Source organism: Nonomuraea sp. NPDC004354, from assembly GCF_053602555.1.
Map to the genome: position 1 here is coordinate 240,149 of NZ_JBSGDV010000009.1, position 17,148 is coordinate 257,296.

Annotated in this window: 17 protein-coding genes and 2 tRNA genes; 5 read left to right on the forward strand and 14 right to left on the reverse strand. The window is 71.7% G+C overall.

The window, feature by feature from the left end; translation table 11 throughout:
* Nucleotides 1-19: 19 nt before the first annotated feature.
* The 3 genes from ACWENQ_RS25325 to ACWENQ_RS25335 form a co-directional block, all read right to left on the reverse strand.
* Complete coding sequence (locus ACWENQ_RS25325; RefSeq protein ID WP_452416462.1) at nt 20-1,045, reverse strand: hypothetical protein; 1,026 nt, start codon at nt 1,043-1,045, stop codon at nt 20-22.
* A gap of 216 nt (nt 1,046-1,261) precedes the next feature.
* The gene (locus ACWENQ_RS25330) at nt 1,262-1,837 is read right to left on the reverse strand and encodes a pyridoxamine 5'-phosphate oxidase family protein (RefSeq protein ID WP_452416463.1); all 576 of its coding nucleotides are present in this window, start codon (nt 1,835-1,837) and stop codon (nt 1,262-1,264) included.
* Nucleotides 1,838-1,855: 18 nt separating this feature from the next.
* On the reverse strand, nt 1,856-2,854 hold the full coding sequence (locus tag ACWENQ_RS25335) for a TolB family protein (RefSeq protein ID WP_449914959.1): 999 nt from the start codon (nt 2,852-2,854) through the stop codon (nt 1,856-1,858).
* A gap of 64 nt (nt 2,855-2,918) precedes the next feature.
* On the opposite strand from ACWENQ_RS25335, the gene ACWENQ_RS25340 reads away from it, so the two are divergent.
* Nucleotides 2,919-4,406: a hypothetical protein gene (locus tag ACWENQ_RS25340; RefSeq protein WP_452416464.1), complete on the forward strand. Its 1,488-nt coding sequence runs from the start codon at nt 2,919-2,921 to the stop codon at nt 4,404-4,406.
* A gap of 132 nt (nt 4,407-4,538) precedes the next feature.
* On the opposite strand, the gene ACWENQ_RS25345 is transcribed toward ACWENQ_RS25340, so the two are convergent.
* The 8 genes from ACWENQ_RS25345 to ACWENQ_RS25380 all read right to left on the reverse strand — a co-directional run bounded on the left by ACWENQ_RS25345 (nt 4,539) and on the right by ACWENQ_RS25380 (nt 8,341).
* Nucleotides 4,539-4,967: a MaoC family dehydratase gene (locus tag ACWENQ_RS25345; protein WP_354907605.1), complete on the reverse strand. Its 429-nt coding sequence runs from the start codon at nt 4,965-4,967 to the stop codon at nt 4,539-4,541.
* Between the two features lies 1 nt (nt 4,968).
* Entirely contained in the window at nt 4,969-5,418 is a 450-nt protein-coding gene (locus ACWENQ_RS25350; RefSeq protein ID WP_354907604.1) for a MaoC family dehydratase N-terminal domain-containing protein, read from the reverse strand.
* 511 nt (nt 5,419-5,929) lie between these two features.
* Nucleotides 5,930-6,094, reverse strand: a complete 165-nt coding sequence (rpmG, locus tag ACWENQ_RS25355) for a 50S ribosomal protein L33 (protein ID WP_181616146.1) — start codon at nt 6,092-6,094, stop codon at nt 5,930-5,932.
* A 70-nt stretch (nt 6,095-6,164) separates the two neighbouring features.
* Nucleotides 6,165-6,238, reverse strand: a tRNA-Met gene (locus ACWENQ_RS25360).
* 179 nt (nt 6,239-6,417) lie between these two features.
* A tRNA-Thr gene (locus ACWENQ_RS25365) sits at nt 6,418-6,490 on the reverse strand.
* A gap of 52 nt (nt 6,491-6,542) precedes the next feature.
* Nucleotides 6,543-6,743, reverse strand: a complete 201-nt coding sequence (locus ACWENQ_RS25370) for a transposase (RefSeq protein WP_449914948.1) — start codon at nt 6,741-6,743, stop codon at nt 6,543-6,545.
* Between the two features lie 111 nt (nt 6,744-6,854).
* Nucleotides 6,855-7,298 (reverse strand): C40 family peptidase, encoded by a 444-nt coding sequence (locus ACWENQ_RS25375; protein ID WP_449914946.1) that lies wholly within the window; start codon nt 7,296-7,298, stop codon nt 6,855-6,857.
* A gap of 29 nt (nt 7,299-7,327) precedes the next feature.
* Entirely contained in the window at nt 7,328-8,341 is a 1,014-nt protein-coding gene (locus tag ACWENQ_RS25380; protein WP_452416466.1) for a GH25 family lysozyme, read from the reverse strand.
* Nucleotides 8,342-8,506: 165 nt separating this feature from the next.
* Between ACWENQ_RS25380 and ACWENQ_RS25385 the strand changes: the two genes are divergently transcribed.
* From ACWENQ_RS25385 to ACWENQ_RS25400, 4 genes are all read left to right on the forward strand, one after another.
* Nucleotides 8,507-9,031, forward strand: coding sequence for a GNAT family N-acetyltransferase (locus ACWENQ_RS25385; protein WP_449914941.1), 525 nt, complete (start codon nt 8,507-8,509; stop codon nt 9,029-9,031).
* An 81-nt stretch (nt 9,032-9,112) separates the two neighbouring features.
* Entirely contained in the window at nt 9,113-9,733 is a 621-nt protein-coding gene (locus tag ACWENQ_RS25390; protein ID WP_452416535.1) for a maleylpyruvate isomerase family mycothiol-dependent enzyme, read from the forward strand.
* A 535-nt stretch (nt 9,734-10,268) separates the two neighbouring features.
* Complete coding sequence (locus tag ACWENQ_RS25395; RefSeq protein ID WP_449914935.1) at nt 10,269-11,528, forward strand: glycosyltransferase; 1,260 nt, start codon at nt 10,269-10,271, stop codon at nt 11,526-11,528.
* A gap of 28 nt (nt 11,529-11,556) precedes the next feature.
* A complete protein-coding gene (locus tag ACWENQ_RS25400; RefSeq protein ID WP_452416467.1) occupies nt 11,557-13,830 on the forward strand; it encodes a hypothetical protein in 2,274 nt (757 codons plus the stop codon).
* Between the two features lie 94 nt (nt 13,831-13,924).
* On the opposite strand, the gene ACWENQ_RS25405 is transcribed toward ACWENQ_RS25400, so the two are convergent.
* From ACWENQ_RS25405 to ACWENQ_RS25415, 3 genes are read right to left on the reverse strand one after another with little or no spacing between them, the layout of a single operon-like run.
* Nucleotides 13,925-14,353: a protein-tyrosine phosphatase family protein gene (locus ACWENQ_RS25405; protein WP_449914929.1), complete on the reverse strand. Its 429-nt coding sequence runs from the start codon at nt 14,351-14,353 to the stop codon at nt 13,925-13,927.
* 49 nt (nt 14,354-14,402) lie between these two features.
* On the reverse strand, nt 14,403-15,461 hold the full coding sequence (locus ACWENQ_RS25410) for a hypothetical protein (protein ID WP_452416469.1): 1,059 nt from the start codon (nt 15,459-15,461) through the stop codon (nt 14,403-14,405).
* The gene (locus ACWENQ_RS25415) at nt 15,458-17,071 is read right to left on the reverse strand and encodes a hypothetical protein (protein ID WP_452416471.1); all 1,614 of its coding nucleotides are present in this window, start codon (nt 17,069-17,071) and stop codon (nt 15,458-15,460) included. Before ACWENQ_RS25415 ends, ACWENQ_RS25410 begins: the two co-directional genes overlap by 4 nt.
* Nucleotides 17,072-17,148 lie beyond the last annotated feature (77 nt).

Sequence of the window (17,148 nt, forward strand, 5' to 3'; positions counted from 1 at the left end):
CGTGCGGCGGCCTCGTGGGTCAGTCGCCGGCCAGGTGGACGTCCCAGGTGTCCCGGCTGAGCGTGAAGCGGTCCACCAGGCGTGCCGACGCGTCCCGCAGGTCGATCGACCGCGCGACGTAGGTGCGTGGCTCGGCGAAGGTCAGCAGGGTGAGCCGCGTCGAGGAGTCCCAGGTCAGCATCCGGGGCTGCTCCGCGGCGGGAACCTTCACTCGCACCGGCGTTCGCGGCTCCGTCGTGCCGGCGGGGCCGTCGTGCCGTACCGGGTCGTGGAACCGTACCGAAACGCGTGAGCCCTCGCGGGCGGCTGCGGCGAGCGTCGCGCCGCCGGGAGCCAGGGCGCCCCATCCCGTCAACGGAACGCCCGCCGACGGAACGGCAGCGCCCGGACGGTAGACGGCGGTCTCCTTCATGTCGAGCACCAGCCGCAGCAGTCGCCCGTCGGGGCTGAATCCCTGGACGCGGGCGGGTGGGGGAAGGGGCCACGTCTTTCCGGTGGCCACCTCGATGACGGTGGGAGGGCGCTGGATGCTGCTGAGGACGGGGTCGACGACCAGGAAGCGACCATGCGGGCCGAGCCGAAGGGTGACGTCCGACATGCGCAGGCCGTACGGCAGGCGGCCGGCCTGGCCGGGGACGGGGGTGCGCTTGCCTGACGGGACGTTCCTGACCACCAGGCGGTGATTGGTGGTGGCGAAATAGGCGACATGTCGGCCGTAGGGGTCGACGGAGATGGGAGCCCGGAGGGCCTGTTCGCGTCCTCTGGCGTCGAGGGAGCGGACCTGCGCGTCGGGCAGGTCGAGCGTCTTGCCGCCGCGCAACCACAGCCGCCAGGGGCTGCAGACGCGCCGCTTGCCGTTCGCGCCGGGACAGGAGGCGAGCCCGGCATAGCGGACGGCCGCCCGCTGAGCTCGCGCAGGTGCCAGGCTCGGCGTCGCCGGCGATCCGGACACCGCAGGCTCCCGGACCCTCCAGGCCGCGGCTTCCGGGGCGGCGGGGGTGCCGCCGAGGATGAGGGAGCCTGCGGCCAGGAGGGGGACGAGCATGGCAGCCACCCTAACGACCGGACCAGTCCAGGGATGACCTTATCGGCCACGTCGAACAGCGTTCTGGCCCGTCAGGCGGGAGATGGGGGAGGCGTACAGGAGCGAGTGGACAGCGAGAGGCGGGGCGCGGGATGGAGTCTGGCCGGGGGAGGCGGCGACGAGGCGGGTGGCAGCGCCCCAGCGCGTGGCCGGCCGCCGGCCAGGGGCCGAAGAAGGTCAGGAGTGGGTGGTGACGGGGTCGGTTTCCGCGGGATTCAGGGCGGGCAGCCCGTCGATGCTCTCCCTGTTGTTCTTGGCGCGGTAGGCGCGCTTCTGCTGCACGTCCTTGCGTTCCGACCACTGATCGAGCAGTGCGCGGTCGTCCTCGAAGGCCATGAAGGGTACGGCGTAGCCGCACGAGTCGGAGATGCGGTCACAGCTGATCACGATGATCGACCGCACGCCCGGATGCGGTCCGAAGCGTGTGAGCAGGCCGGGGAACTCCGGGTCGGTGTGGGTGACGACGCGGCCGGTGCCGTACAGGCGGACAATCTTGGGCGGCCCCTGGAAGGCGCAGAACATGACCGTGACGCGGCCGTTCTCGCGCAGGTGGGCGATGGTCTCGACACCGGAGCCGTCGAGGTCGAGGTAGGCGACGGTCAGGTCGTCGAGGATGGCGAAGGTGTCGGCGTAGCCCTTGGGTGAGACGTTGACGTGGCCGCCGGACTCGGGGGCGGTGGCCACGAAGTAGACCGGCTGCGCGGAGATGAACTCACGCAGCCGGTCTGTCAGCTTCTCGTAGATTTTCCCCATAAGTCACGATAACTGTGGTCAGTCGCCGGGCAACCACCACGTCCAGACGCCGGACTTGATGCGGAACGAGTCGCGTACGGAGGTCGCCCCCGTCTCCGGGTTGAGCGCGCGCTTGATCGCCTTGGAGGTGTTGCCCTCGGCGTCCGAGGTGACGGTCCAGAGCGTGACGTCGCCCGAGGTGTTCCAGACCAGCCGGCTCGGCGACTCGCCCGCGGGCAGGCGGAGGGTGACGGCGTCGGAGACCGCGTCCGCGGACAGGTCGTAGGTGCGCAGCCGCGTCTTGCCGTTCGTCTGCGGGCTGACGATCACCAATCCGACCGTGACGCCGTCGTCGGCCAGCCCGATCGGCGCGTTGTTCGCCACGACCTGCGGCACGACCCTGCTCTGCACCTCGGTGCCCGACTCGTCGTAGACGGCCAGCTCCGTGGTGTTGTCGTCGGTGCCGCGGGTGGTCAGCAGGTGCGAGCCGTCGGGGCTGAACCCCTGGACGGTCTCGCTGCCGGGGATCTTGTGGATCGCGTTCGTCTTGAGGTCGACCAGGAGCGAGGGCAGCTTGCCGGGGTCGTCGTAGTAGTCGATGACGAGGCGGCGGCCGTCGGGGGAGAAGGTGGGGTCCACGCCCAGCATGCCGGTGCTCTTGGGCGCCAGCGCCGCCGTGCCGGGCAGCGCCTTGACCGAGCCGGACGCCAGGTCACGGATGACGAGCCTGCGGTCGGCGGCGCGGAAGTAGCCGACGAGCCGGCCGTCGCCGCTGATCGCGACCGGCGCGCTCGCCTCCTTGTCGATCTTCCCGCCCGCCACGGTGGGATGCACGACCGCGTCCTTGAGCTGGACGTCCTTGCCGTTGCCCAGCGCCAGATGCCACGGGCCGCACGGGACGGTGTAGTCCTTCTTGGCACAGGCGGCGACCCACCCGTACCTGACCTCGCTCTTCGCCGCCGCCTGGGCGGGCGTGACCATGAGTACCGAGGCGGCGGTGGCCACGGCGAGCAGTGCGAACCCGCGGGTACGGTTCATCCTTCTTCCTTTCGTCACAAGGTAGATGCGGCTGGTCGGCGAAAGGTTGCGTAACAATCAGGCCATGGTCGTTCAGAACGGATTACGCCTGCGCATGACCCAGGCGGAACGCAGGTTGTGGCGGGCGTTCCACTCGGGCACGCAGGTTCAGCTGGGGGACAATCCGGTCGGCATCGGCCGTACCGCAGGGGAGAACGCGCCCGCCGACGGCGCGACGTGGGGCCCCGAGCGCACGGTCAGGGCACAGGTGATCGTGGCGCTGCTGCTCGGCGCGCGCGAGCCGGGGGTGGGCACGGTGCCCGCCGTACGGCTGCGCGGCGCGAGGATCACCGGACGCCTGGAGCTGCGTGGCGGCACCGTGGACCACGAGCTCTCGCTCAGCGGCTGCTACCTCGACGAGGCGCCCGACTTCGGCGGCAGCGTCACCAGGACCATGCGCTTCACCGACTGCCACATGCCCGGCTTCAACGGCGGCGGCCTGCGCGTCGCCGGGCACCTCAGCCTGTCGGGGGCGCACGTCACCGGCACGGTACGGCTGGCCCGCGCCACGTTCGAGAACGGCCTGTGGATGGGCGGGACCAAGATCGACGGCGGCGTGTACACGGGCGCGCTGACCGTCGACGCCGGCTACTACCTGGAGAACGCCGAGATCTCCGGCGGGCTCAGGCTGGTCGGCGCGCGGCTGAACGGCGGGCTCTTCCTGAACGGCGCGACGCTCCGCAATCCCGGCGCCGACGCGCTGACCGGCGACAGCATGGTCGTCGAGGACGTCCTGCAGTGCGGGAAGGGGTTCACCGCCCTGGGCTGCCTGAGGCTGCGCGGGGCCCGCATCAACGGCAACCTGTCGATCAGCGGCGTCCTGCGCAGCCCCGACACCCCCTACGCGCTGCACGCCAGCCACATCGAGGCGCGCGAGGTCTACCTGAAGTACGCCGAACCCGTCGAGGGCGTGGTCAGCCTCGCCCACTCCCGCATCGGCACGCTGCATGACGACCCCGCCACGTGGCCCGCCGAGCTGCGGCTGAACGGCCTGGTCTACGACACCCTGCGCGGCGGCGGGGTGGGACGTCGGGTCGAGTGGGTCTCGCGCGACCCGCGCGGGTTCCTGCCGCAGCCGTACGAGCAGCTGGCCGCCTGGTACCTGCGGGACGGCAACGACACCCTCGCCCGCCGTACCCTGCTCGCCAAGCAGCGGGCCCGCCGCCGCACGTTCGGCGCCGGCGGGCGGCTGTGGGGCCGGCTGCTCGACGCCACCGTCGGGTACGGCTACCGCCCCTGGCTGGCGGCGCTGTGGTTCGCGCTTCTGCTGGCGGTGGGGACCGTGGTGTTCGGCATGGAGCCGCCCAGGGCGCTGAAACCGGCCGAGAGCCCGGGGTTCGACTCCTTCGCCTACACCTTCGACCTGCTGCTGCCGTTGCCCACTTTCGGGCAGCGCGAGCTGTTCGACCCGGCGGGGTGGACGCAGGGGCTGGCGTACGCGCTGATCACGTCCGGCTGGATCCTGGCCACGGCGCTGATCGCGGGCGCCACCCGGGTGCTGCGACCCTCCTGAGCCACCGCCCGACCAGCGAGCCGCATCCAGCCCGCCCCACGCCGCCCGCCCGCACATCCGGCTGCGCTCGTCCGGCCCGTCTTGCTCGTCGAGTGCGCCGGGCCGGGACCGGTCGGGCGGGTGAAGCGCGCGTCAGACGAGTTGGACGACCGCCCGGGCCTTGGACAGCACCCGCGCGTCACCAGCCATGGCGGTCAGCCCGATGACCACCCGCTTGTCCTCCAGCTTCTCCTCGACGACCCCGCTGACAGTGATCGTCGCGCCGGTGTCGTCGTCCGGGACGACCACCATCGAGGAGAAACGCACGCCGTAGTCGACGACCGCGGCCGGATCGCCGGCCCAGTCGGTGAGGAAGCGGCCGCCCTGCGCCATGGTGAACATGCCGTGGGCGATGACGTCGGGCAGGCCGACCGTCTTGGCGAAGCGCTCGTTCCAGTGGATCGGGTTGAAGTCGCCGGACGCGCCCGCGTACATCACGAGGTTGACCCGGCGCACCTGGTAGTCGGCGGCCGGAAGCTCCTGGCCGACCTCGACCTCGTCGTACTTCACCGTGGCCGCCATCTCAGCCCGCCCCTCCGCGCTCGACGATCGTGTTGTAGGTGGTGCAGACCGGCTCCCCGGCCACCGTCGTGACGTCGCTCCTGATCGTCAGCAGCTCGTTACGGCCCGCGCTGCGGATCTCGGTGATCGTCGAGGTGGTGACGAGCTCGTCGCCGGGGTAGATCGGGCGGGTGTACTCGAAACGCTGCTCCCCGTGGACGACCATGGCCAGGTTGAGGCCCAGGTCGGGGTCGCCGAGCGCGTCGCCGCCGCTCTGCAGGCTGAACACGATGGGGAAGGTCGGCGGGGCGACCACGTCGGGATGCCCGGCGGCCTGCGCGGCCTCCCGGTCCCGGTAGATGGGGTTGCTGTCACCGATAGCCGCGGCGAACTCCTTGATCTTCACCCGGCTGACCTCGTACGAGGTGGTGGACGTGTAGGTCCGACCCACGAAATCACGGTTCAAGGCCATCAGTGCCCGTGCTCCTTAGGTGCGTTCTGGGCTGTTGAGCCGACGGTAACAGAACAACATTCGGCTGTCGCTGGTCCGCGACCCAAGGAAGGGTGCACGACCCAAGGAAGGGTGCACGACCCAAGGAAGGCGCACGACCCAAGGAAGGGTGTGTCCCGGAGGGCGCGGGTCCAGGAGGGTGCGGGGTCCAGGAGCGTGTGGGATCCGGGAGGGCGCGGAGTCCAGGAAGGTGCAGGACCCGGGTAGGAGTGCGAATCCATGGAGGGCGCGAGATCCAGGGAGACGCCAGATCTGGCGAGAACCAGGAAAGGCTGCGGGATACAGGGAACGACAAACGGCGCCCCCCGTGGAGGACGCCGTTTGTGCTGAATGCGTCAGGAGCGCCGAGCAGCAGCCCGGTCGCCGTCTGCCGTGCCGTACACCTGGCTCGGTGGCTGGACTTGCAGCCACCGGCGCGGACCTCGGCCGGTCTCGCGGTGGGACGCCGTGTGTGGCGCCCACGGGCGCGGACCTAGCGGGTCTCGCGGTGCGCCTGGTGGGTGCGGCAGTTGGGGCAGTACTTCTTCAGCTCAAGCCGATCCGGGTCGTTGCGCCGGTTCTTCCGCGTGATGTAGTTGCGGTGCTTGCACTCCTGGCAGGCCAGCGTGATCTTCGGCCTAACGTCGGTGGCAGCCACGTGGGAGTGCCTTTCTACGTTTGGGACTGGGACACACCCGTGCCCGAGCGATGCACTCGGGTTCGGGTAGTAGCGGAGGCCGGACTTGAACCGGCGACACAACGATTATGAGCCGTTTGCTCTGCCTGACTGAGCTACTCCGCCTTGCTGCCGGTCGAAACTCCCGGCCAGTGAAGGATACCCGACCCTCGGAGTAGTCACGAACATGCCACGACTTCACCGGGTCGAGCGAGGTGCTTCCCAGTATGCCTCAGGAACCCCCCGCACCTGAAATCCATACAAGAAACGCCCGACCTCAAGGAAGGGCGGGCGTTCGAGCTGGGAGCCCCCAAACGGAATCGAACCGTTGACCTTCTCCTTACCATGGAGACGCTCTGCCGACTGAGCTATAGGGGCCTGTCCGCCGGGCCTTGCGGCGCTGTCGGACAGGTGTAACCATACACGGCCCCTAGCGATGATGCGAACTGGTGCGGCCCGCGAGCTCGACCACCTCGCACAGGTCCGCGAGGTCCACGTGCATCGCGACGGCTTCGACCGAAAGGCAGTCGGCCACGAGCCGGCCGTATCTCCGGACGCGGAGGACCTGCTGTCCCGCGCGCTCCGCGGGAACGATCTCCAGCCCTCTCGGGCCCACCCAGCGCCTGTTCATAGCGGCACAGAGTAGACCTCAGGTCTCTCATTTTTCGGAAGTCGTCACGGGTTACAGCCATACCAAAACGGTTCATGTGCCACGCGAGTCGCAAAAACCGTGACGCGGGTCTCAGAAGCGGTAGTAGCCGACGAGGTTCTTGCGCCGGTCGACGCGGTCCACGCGCACGACGGCCCCCGTCTCCGGAGCGTTCATCATCCGGCCGCCGCCGAGATAGATCCCCACGTGCTTGGTCCTCGGCCTGCCGAAGAACACCAGATCGCCCGGCTCCGGCTGGTCGACGCGGCGCATCCTGCGCAGGTGCTCGTCGGTGTTGCCGGGCCCCAGCACGTCCGCCCCGTACGCGCGGGCGTAGACCACCCGGGTCAGCCCCGAGCAGTCCAGCCCCCGCGTCCGGGTCGCGGGACACGGCTTGATCTTGCCGGTGTACCCCTGGCACGTTCCAGTCGACGGCCCCGGATCCTCCTTGTGCCCGCCGCCCCAGGAGTAGGGAATCCCCTGGTACTGGTAGGCCAGGCGGACGATGGACGGCATGGCGAGCTGGCGGAGCGGCATCGACGCCGGCACCGCCAGGAGGAGGACGGCTAACGCGCCGAGAGCGAGAGCTCGACCGAGCCCACCGTCACGTCGACGCCGACTCTGCCCGTGGCCTTCGAGGGCTTGGTCGCGATGGTGATCCGCAACGAGTGTCCTGGATTGACCTTGGGGATGAGGCATCGCACCGCCGTACCGCTGAACGAGCAACCGGGACCCGCCTTGACCACCTTCTGCCCGCCGAACGTGCGGCCCTCGAGCCTGACGTCGGTGACAGGGTGGACACCGGTGTTCTTCAGCGTGATCGTGTAGAGCTTCCTGCTTCTGGCCGCCCCGGTCACCGTCACCTCGGCGGGCGGGTTGGCCAGCGCCTTGAGCTGCGACTCCGAGCCGTTGAACGAGTTCTGGCCGCCGACCAGGGGGCCTTTGTCGGCCGACTGCCAGAAGGTGTGCTTCTTCCATCCTGAGGGGAGTTCGCCGGGTTCGGTGCCCCAGCGGGCCAGCCACAGCGGATTCTTCGCGAACTTCTTGGAGTCGCCCGTGCAGGTCTTCCACCAGCTGGTGGTGGTGTAGATGGCCGCATGGCGCCTCGTGCGCTCGCGGTAGCGCCTGGTGAAGTCGCCGATCCAGGTGACCATGTCCTCGGGGGACAGGTCGTAGCAGGAGTTCTTGCCGTTCTTGTCCTTGTAGGGGTTGTCCTCGACGTCGAGCACGCCGGGCAGGGTCAGGCCGTCGGAGGTCCACGCGCCGCCGTTGTCGACGAAGAAGTCCGCCTGGGCGGCCCCGTCCGTCTCGTGCGGCTGGGCGAAGTGGTAGGCGCCCCTGAGCAGCCCCGCCGCCGCGGCTCCGCCGTGCTGCGCGGCGAAGCGCGGGTTGCGGTAGTCGGCGCCCTCGGTGGCCTGCACGAACGCGAACCGGCCGCCGCCGTCGCGTACCTTGGCCCAGTCGACGTCGCCGGTCCAGTTGCTCACGTCCACGCCTTGCACCTCGTCCGCCGCGTGGGCGGTCGCGGGGGCTAACAGTCCGGCCACCGAGATCGCGGCCGCCAGCGTCAGGCGTCTCATACGCGTCCTTCCGGGGGGTGACAGAGGCATGATCTTCTCGAAGGACGGCGGAACGCCGCAACCTCTGGAGAACTGGACGCCATGGACCACACCGGCACACCCTCGCCCGCACGCCCGCCCGCGAAGCGGACCGCGTCAAGCGGGAACGATCCTCTCGTCGTACCCGTGCTGGACGCCGGCGGGCGGTTCGTGCTGCGCCGCTGGGAGCTGGGTGACGTCGAGGCCGTGCGGGAGGCGGCGCGGGACCCGTACATCCCGCTGATCACCAGCGTGCCGCCGGTCTACAGCGAGGCGGAGGGTGCCGCCTTCGTCCGGCGGCAGTGGGACAGGGCCGAGACCGGGGCCGGCTACTCCTTCGCGATCGCGGACGCCCGCTCCGGCCGCGCGGTGGGCCAGATCGGCCTGTGGCCGGGCGCCAACGGCCGGGCGTCGGTGGGGTACTGGGTGGCCGGGTCGGCCCGCGGGCAGGGCGTCGCGTCCGCCGCCCTGCTGGCGATCTCGGCCTGGGGGCTGGACGAGCTGCGCATCCCGCGGCTGGAGCTGCACGTCGAGCCGTGGAACGCGGGTTCGTGGAAGGCCGCCGAGCGGGCCGGGTTCGAGCGGGAGGGTCTGCTGCGCAGCTGGATGGAGGTGGGCGGCGCGCGCAGGGACATGTACGTCTACGCGAAGATCACTGGTACGGATCGGTGATCTCGCGCAGGCGGGTCAGCGCGCGGCGGAGGTGGGCGGCGTCGCGACTGCCGAGGTGCCGCGTCCATTCCGCGGCACGCCATCGACCACGAGCGGTCCGGCCTCGCGGACCTCCTCGACGAGCTGTCCGAGCGGGAGTGGGAGACCCCGTCCCTGTGCGAGGGCCGGCGGGTGCGCGACGTGGCGGCCCACCTGACGCTCTCCCACACCGGCCCGGGACGCGCGGCCTACGAGCTGCTGCGGGCCCGCGGAGACCTGAACCGCATGATCCACGACGCCGCCGTACGGCAGGCCGCGCTGCCCGTCCAGCGGTTCGGCGCGCTGCTCAGGGACATGGTGGGCTCGCGCAGGAAGGCGCCCGTCATCAGCCACTTCGAGCCGCTCATCGACGTTCTCGTGCACGGACAGGACATCGCGCTCCCGCTGGGGCGGGAACGGCCCATGCCGGTGCGGCCCACGGCGGCCGCCGCGACCCGGGTGTGGGGCATGGGGTGGCCGTTCCGGGCGCGACACCGGCTGGCGGGTCTCCAACTGGTCGCCACCGACTGCACGTGGTCGGCGGGGCAGGGCGCGCGGGTCGAGGGCGATATCAGGGCGATCCTGCTGCTGCTGGCCGGCCGAGGGGCCGCCGCCCTGCCCCGGCTGTCCGGAGCAGGCCACGCCGACCTGCGCACCCGCCTTACCCCGGCCACCCGCTCGTAGACCGGCAAGTGTCTCGGCCCGGAGGGGGATGGGCGCGGGTCCGGCCGTCGGATGGCGCCGACCGTCCGTGGGCCGGCGGGGGTCTGTCATCTGAAAGCCGACCGTCCGTGGACCGGCGGCGGTCTGTCATCTGAGAGTCGATCGTCCGTAGGCCGGCGGGGTCTGTCATTTGAGAGTCGATCGTCCGTGAACGGGGGACGCCGGACCGGCCGCCTGGTGGCCTGGCCGTCCGGCGTGGGGCCGGTCCCGGATGCCGTGGGCCAGAGACGCCATATCGGCCGTCGAAGGGTTGGCAAAGCCGGATCGGCCCTTTCCGGCCCGCCCGGTCTGCCTGCGGTAAAGGCTCGGCAACAGCACGGTACTCGAACCATGAATCGCAGGGGTTCGTCCCGACCGGGGCAAGACGATCGTCACTGGGCTGCGGGACCACCCGCGCCGGCATGGTCACGCGCGGCGAACGAACGGATGCATTCATGCGCGATGTGAAGATCGGGCGGCCGATGGGCGATGGCGGAGCGGACCGGGAGGGGCGCGGATGAACGCGCCTGTCGCCACCCGGACGAAGACGGCGTTCCGGCCCGAGCTCGCACCGGACGGCACGGCTGAGCCGGTCGTCGACGTCGTCATCCCGGTGCTCAACGAGGAACTGGCGCTCCCCGGGTGCGTCAAGACGCTGCACGCCTTCCTGTCGGAGTCGTTCCCGCTGCCGTGGCGCATCACGATCGCCGACAACGGCAGCACCGACCGGACCTGGCCCATCGCGCAGGAGCTCAGCCGTACCTACGAGAACGTGTACGCGCGGCGGCTGGACATCAGGGGCCGCGGGGCGGCGCTGAAGCAGACCTGGCGGGAGAGCCCGGCCGCGATCGTCGCCTACATGGACGTCGACCTGTCCACCGACCTGGACGCGTTCCTGCCGCTGGTGGCCCCGCTGATCAGCGGCCACTCCGAGGTGGCCATCGGGACGCGGCTCGCGCGTACGGCCCGGGTGCACCGCAGCGTCAAGCGGGAGATCGTCTCCCGCGCCTACAACATGATCATCAGGATGGGCTTCGGGGCCGGGTTCAGCGACGCGCAGTGCGGTTTCAAGGCTGTCCGGGCCGACCGGGTCCGGCCGCTCCTGGACAAGATCGCCGACGACAAGTGGTTCTTCGACACGGAGCTGCTGCTGCTGGCCGAGTACAACGGGCTGCGCATCCACGAGACACCCGTCGACTGGTACGAGGACGTCGACACCCGCGTCAAGGTCTGCCGCACCGCCTATGACGATCTCCGCGGCCTGTGGCGCATGGCCTGGGCGATGTCGACGGGCGCGGCGCGGGTGCCGGTGCCCAGGCGCTCGGAGCTCGCGCCTCTCCACCCGCAGGCCACGATCGCCGAGCCGCGCAACCCGCTGCTGGCCAAGCTGTTGTCGTTCGCGCTGGTCGGAGTGGTCAGCACGGTGCTGCACACGCTCCTGTACCTGCTGCTGCGCACCGCCTGGTCGCCCGCGATGGCCAACCTGGCCGCGCTCTGCGTGGCCACGCTGTTCAACACCGAGGCCAACCGGCGCTGGACCTTCCGCCGCCACGGCGGCCCCCGGCTGCGCGCCCACTTCCGTGCCGGGTTGCTGTTCGCGCTGAACTACCTGGTGACCACGGTCGTCGTCACGGCAGTCGTCCAGTCCCTGCCCGAACACGGGCGGGGCCTGGAGGTCGCCACCCTCGTCGTCTCCTATCTGGCGATCACGGTCTTCCGCTTCGTCGCCCTGGACCGCTGGGTGTTCCGCTCGGCGCGCCCGACATTCACGGCATAGGCCCGGTACGCCGCAGGAGGGTGACGCGATGACCACGGCGATCATCGAGCGCGCGGGAGCCGCCGAAGCGGCCGCGCCGAGGCCGGGGCGGCGGTTGGCGGGCGCGCTTCCCGGCGCCGTCGCCGTCCTGGTGGCGGCCGGAACGCTGCTGGTCCACGACACGCCACCCAAAGACGTCGCGGTCTTCGCGGCGTATGTCGCGCTCGCCCTCACCCTGCCGGGAACCCTCCTCTGGCGGGCGCTCACCCGCCTGCGGCTGCCCACGGCCGTCGACCTGGCCGCGGGAACCGCCCTCGGGTACACGCTGGAGATCTTCACCTACATGGCGGCCAGGGCGGCCGGCCAGCCCCGCCTGGCCGTCCTCGGCCCGGCGGCGGTCCTCGTGGCCTTCGTCGCGGTCCCGCGCCTGCGCCGGCACTGGCTGCCCGGCGCGCGGCCGCGCATCCCCCTCGGGTACGGCGCGGCGCTCAGCGCGGTGTTCTGCTTCCTGACCGTCTCCAGCGGGCTCACCTTCTTCGCCGGCCACGGCCTGCGGTGGCCGGGGAACGCGACGCCGTACGTGGACATGCCGTTCCACCTGTCGCTCGTCGGGGAGCTGCGGCACCACATGCCGCCGACCGTGCCCCACGTCATGGGCGAGCCGCTGTCCTACCACTGGTTCGTCTACGCGGACATGGCCGCCACGAGCTGGGCGACCGGCATCGAGGCCCAGACGATCCTGTACCGCCTCGCCATGCTGCCGATGCTGGCGATCTTCGTCGTGCTCGTCCCTGCCGTCGCGTACCTGATCACCCGCTCCTGGCTGCCCGGCGTGCTGGCGCTCGCCGCGACCTACCTGCTGGCCCCGCCGAACCCCTACGCTTGGTTGCCCGGTCCCTTCACCTCAGGTCCGCTGGACGCTTCGCTGGCCTGGCTGAGCCCCACGCAGACCTTCGGCGCGGCCCTCTTCGGCGCTCTCGCGCTGCTGGTGGTCGGTCTGCTGCGCGGGGACGGGCGGCGTAAGGCGACGTTCGTTCCGGTGGTCGTGCTGCTGGTCGCCCTGTCCGGGGCGAAGGCGACCTATCTGCCCCTGCTGCTGGCCGGGATCTGCCTGCTGGTCGTGGTGGACTGGGTGAGGTCGCGGCGGGTGGACCGCGGCGTCCTCCTGCTCGGCGCCGTCACGCTCGCCACGCTGGCGTTCGCCCAGCTCGTCCTCTTCGGCGGGGCGTCGCAGGGGATGCGGCTGTGGCCGTACTCGACGACCTTCCGGATGGTCGCGACGTGGACGACGACGGCCCGCATCGACGAGGTCCCGCTCGCGCCCGTCGTCATCTCGGTGACCTTCCTGCTGGCGTGGGCCGCGCTCTGGGTGGGGGCGTTCGGGCCCCGGCGCAAGCCTGGATCGGCCGAGGACCGGGGGCTGACCCTGTTCCTCGGGGTCGGCCTCGGCTCGCTCGGGGCGGTGCTGCTCCTGGGGCATCCGGGGATGAGCCAGCTCTACTTCCTCACCGCGGCCCGGCCGTACCTGTGGATCGTCGCCGCCGCGGGCGCGCTCGCCGCGCTCGACACGCTTCCCCCGCGGCGCCGCCCCGTGCTGGCCGGCGCGGCCGTCGCCGCGGGGACGGCCGTCGTGCTCCTGTTCCGGGCGGTGGGGCACGCCTTCCCGCCCCAGCTCGCCGTTCTCGGCGACACGGGGTTCAGCGCGGCCTTCCTCCTGCCCTTCGCCGCGCTGGCCGTGATCGTGCTCGCCGTGGCGGTGTCGCTGCGGCGCGTCCCGTGGCGGCGGGCGGCGGTGCTGTTCGTCGTCGTCGGGCTGTCGGCGCCCTCAGCGGTGCCGCCGGTGCGCAACGCGCTGACATCGCGCGGCAGCCCCTCGGAACGGGAGATCCCGGTGGGGGGCATCGCGGCCGCGCGCTGGGTGCGCGACCACTCCGACCCCGGCGACGTCCTGGCGACCAACGCGCACTGCCGCGTCACCGTACGGCTGTGCGACAGCAGGCACTTCTGGATGTCGGCGTACGCCGAGCGGCGCGTCCTGGCCGAGAGCTGGTCCTACACCGCGACGAACCTGGCGGCGTTGCAGGACGTCAACCGGCAGTCCATGGCCGCCCAGCCGTTCTGGGACGGCGCGCTGCTGGCGGCCAACGACGCCGTCTTCACCGCACCCACCGCGGAGGCGGTGCACCTGCTCAGGGAGCGGTACGGCGTGCGCTGGCTGCTGGCCCATCACTGGCGAAGGACACCGGTCGCCCCTGAGCTCGCCGCCTTCGCCACGCTTCGCTTCGCCAAGGGCCGGTTCGCCGTGTACGAGCTGACCGGCTGAGCAGCGGGCTTCCGGCTGGGCGCCCCGACGGTCGCCGCGCCGTCCGAGGAACGCGTGCGCCCGGAAACAACGCGTGCGCCGGGAACCGGAGCCGCTACCGGAAGCGCCGGACGAAGCGGCGCTGCCACGGCGTCTCGACGGCGCGCCGGGCGTAGTGCGCCCTGACGTAGCCGACCGCCTCGCCGCTCGGCACGCCGTCCAGCACGGCGAGGCAGGCCAGTGCCGTACCGGTGCGCCCCATCCCGCCCCCGCAGGCGACCTCGACCCGCTCGCTCTCGGCGCGCGCCCATGCCTCGCGCAGCGCGTCGGCGGTCGCCGTACGGTCGGACGGCAGCCAGAAGTCGGGCCAGCGGAGCCAGCGGGCCTCCCAGGCGACGGCCGGCGGCTCGTGGCCCAGCAGGTGGAGCGCGAAGGACGGCTCCGGCCCGGCGGGGAGCGGACGCCGCAGCCCCCGGCCGCGCACCAGCCGGCCCGACGGCAGCCGCAGCACGCCGTCCGCCTCGGGATCCCATGGTGTGATCATTCGCCGGAGCGTAGCCGGTCGCCGGGCGGGAGCGGGCGCGGAACGGACCTCAGCCGGTCCAGTTCGCTGAGAGCAGGGCGGGCACGGCGCCCTGCCTCGCGGAGAGGAAGACCAGCAGGGGCGCGGCAGGAGCGGGCAGCTCCAGCTCGAGGATGTTGCCCGCCGTCGTGGCCCTGACGGGACCGGCCAGGGCCCCGTCCCTGACGCTCACGATCTGGTCCACGGACGGCGCCGCCGTACCGAGGGCCTCGCGGGTGCGGTGGCGCAGCCGCCGCGCCTCGACGCCCGCCCGGCGGAGGACCCGGCGTGCCGGCGCGCGGTCCCTCGCCGTGGTGGCCCGGCCGGCGGTGTCCGCCATGCTGCCGAGCCGGAAGGTCAGCCTGCCGCCCGAGCCGGCGACGCCCGGCGGGACGGGGTTGACCACGAACAAACCGGAACGCAGCGAGCGGCTGCCGCGCCGGTGCAGGTGGGCCAGGCCGCCTCCGCTGACCAGCGACAGGGCCTCGCAGCCGGCGCCGTCCGCCCGCTCGCTTCGCGGGACCGCCTTCCCCTCCGGCGCCTCCTCGATCACGACGCCGTCGACGCGCAGACCCGCCGCGCCACCGCCCATGACGCGGCCCGCCACCGCCTCGCGCGCCTCCCGGGACAGCCCGTGCCCTTCGGTGATGTCCAGGGCCTCCACGCAGATCAGGCCGTCGTCGGGCACCTCGTCGGGCAGCAGGTCGAAGATGGCGCGCGCGCTCGTGATGCCCTTGCCGCCCTTCAACAGGACGCACTGCCGCAGCTGCCCCTGGGCGCGCACCTGCACCAGGCGCGGCGGCAGCTGATGCGCCTTGACCAGGTCCGAGGACCCCGGCAGGTGCCAGCCGGGCACCGAGACGGCGTCCAGGGCCAGCGTCACCGTGACGCGCAGGCGGCGGCCCCCGGCCACGACCTTGAACCCCATGAGCCCCGAGCGCTCGAACCGGCCCACGATCCGCCTGCCCCGGTGGAACTGGTCGGTCACCGTCAACGCCGACGCCTGGCCGTCGAACACCTCGACCGGTGGCCGCAGCTCGGCGACCGCCTCGTCGAGCCAGGTGGCGAAGCCGTTCAGGAGTATGGTCATGATGCGCTCCTCGATGCGGTGAGGGCCGCGGCGAGCCCTGCTGGATCCCGGAAGTCGAACCGGCTGAGCAGCGGCTCGCGCCGCCCCCACATGCGGCGCACCGCGCAGTGCAGCGGGTCGCCGTCGCGCTCCACGTGCTGCAGGCCGACGGTGAGCGCGCGCAGGTACTCCTCGCCCTCGCCCATCTCCGCGTGCGGCAGCACCGGCGAGGACACGTCGGCCCCGCTACGGGACAGCCACAGCCACAGCCGGGCCCGCTCCCGCTGCTCAGGGCCCAGGACCGGGCCGCCCTTGACCAGATCGGCGACGGACTCGCCCAGCAGGGCCCAGTAGTCGTCCCGCGTCTCGGCGACGTGCGTGAGGCCGCAGCCGCTCCACTCCGCCCAGCCCGCCTGGATCACCGGGACGCCGAACGCGGGCAACTCGCCGCAGACGCCGCCGCGCACCGTGACGCCCACGTCGGTCATGCTCCACAGCATGTTCCTCGACAGCTCCAGGCTCGTCGCGAAGGCCAGGTGCGAGCGTCCGGAACAGCGTGCGGCGACGGAGGCGAAGTGACCGGTGGTGTCGTACCGGTCCTGGCCGGGGTGGTCGAGGAAGAGCCAGTTCACCGACTCCTCGGCCACGGCGTACGCGGCGGTCTCCTCCAGCCACTCCGCCAGGTCGTCGAACAGCTCGCGGTTCGTCCCGACGGCGTCCGACACGGCCTGGTTGAACACGGTGACGAGGGGGCGCTCCGGCCCGAGGCCGAGCCGGTGGCAGCCGTGCTCGCGCAGCTGGCGGCGCTCGGTCTCGGTGCGTACCTCGAAGGGGCCGCCCCCGCCTGGACCGGTCTTCACGCGCCACGCCACCTGCTCGGCGTTCGGCCTGACGAGGTCCCTGTACGGCCAGACGTGCCAGTCGAAGTAGCGGGCGATCTCGCCGGTGAGCTCCTCGCGGAAGGTACCCGTCCCCTGGCGCGCCTCGGGGAAGAGCGTGTACGCCTTCAGCGACCCGGTGCTCTGCACGTGCACGACCGGGACGTCCATCCGCATCGCCGTGTCGACCGCCAGCCCCCACTGGTCGTAGTCGACCTGGCTGGTGACCAGCGCGGTGGGCGACAGGTCGGAGAAGATCCGCTCGTAGACCGCCGACAGCGCCCTGGCGCGGGCGCGGCGCGCGCGGTACCGCTCGTCCTCGGTACGGGGCAGCCGCGGCACCCGGTTGAGCCGGAGCAGGCTCGCCTTCTCCAGCGCGTCCAGCGTGGCCTGCTCGACCCCGGCCGCGGGAGCGTCACCCTCCCTCGCCAGCCGGCGCTCGGTGAGATCGTGCACGTCGATGATGTCGTCCGCGCCGAACGCCTCCGCCAGCCTGCGTACCCGCGCCACGTCGAAGTCCTCGCACAGCAGCCGGCTCCACTCCCGGTCGAGACCGGTGAGCACGACCAGCCGTGCGGAGGTCAGATCGCAGATCGCGTTGGCCAGCATCAGGTTGCGGACGATCACCCGGATGTCCTGGTGCATGGCCTCGGCCACCACGCAGGTCCCGGGCTGGGAAGGACGCCTGCCCCAGTAGGCCCTCGCAGCGGAGAGCAGGCGGTCGAACTGCTCTCCTCCCCCGACAAGACGCATCTGCCCCTCCATCGTTCATCGGCGTGGCGGCCGCGTTGACCTTGCCAGGAGGGGCGGAGATCGGGCCCGCCAACACG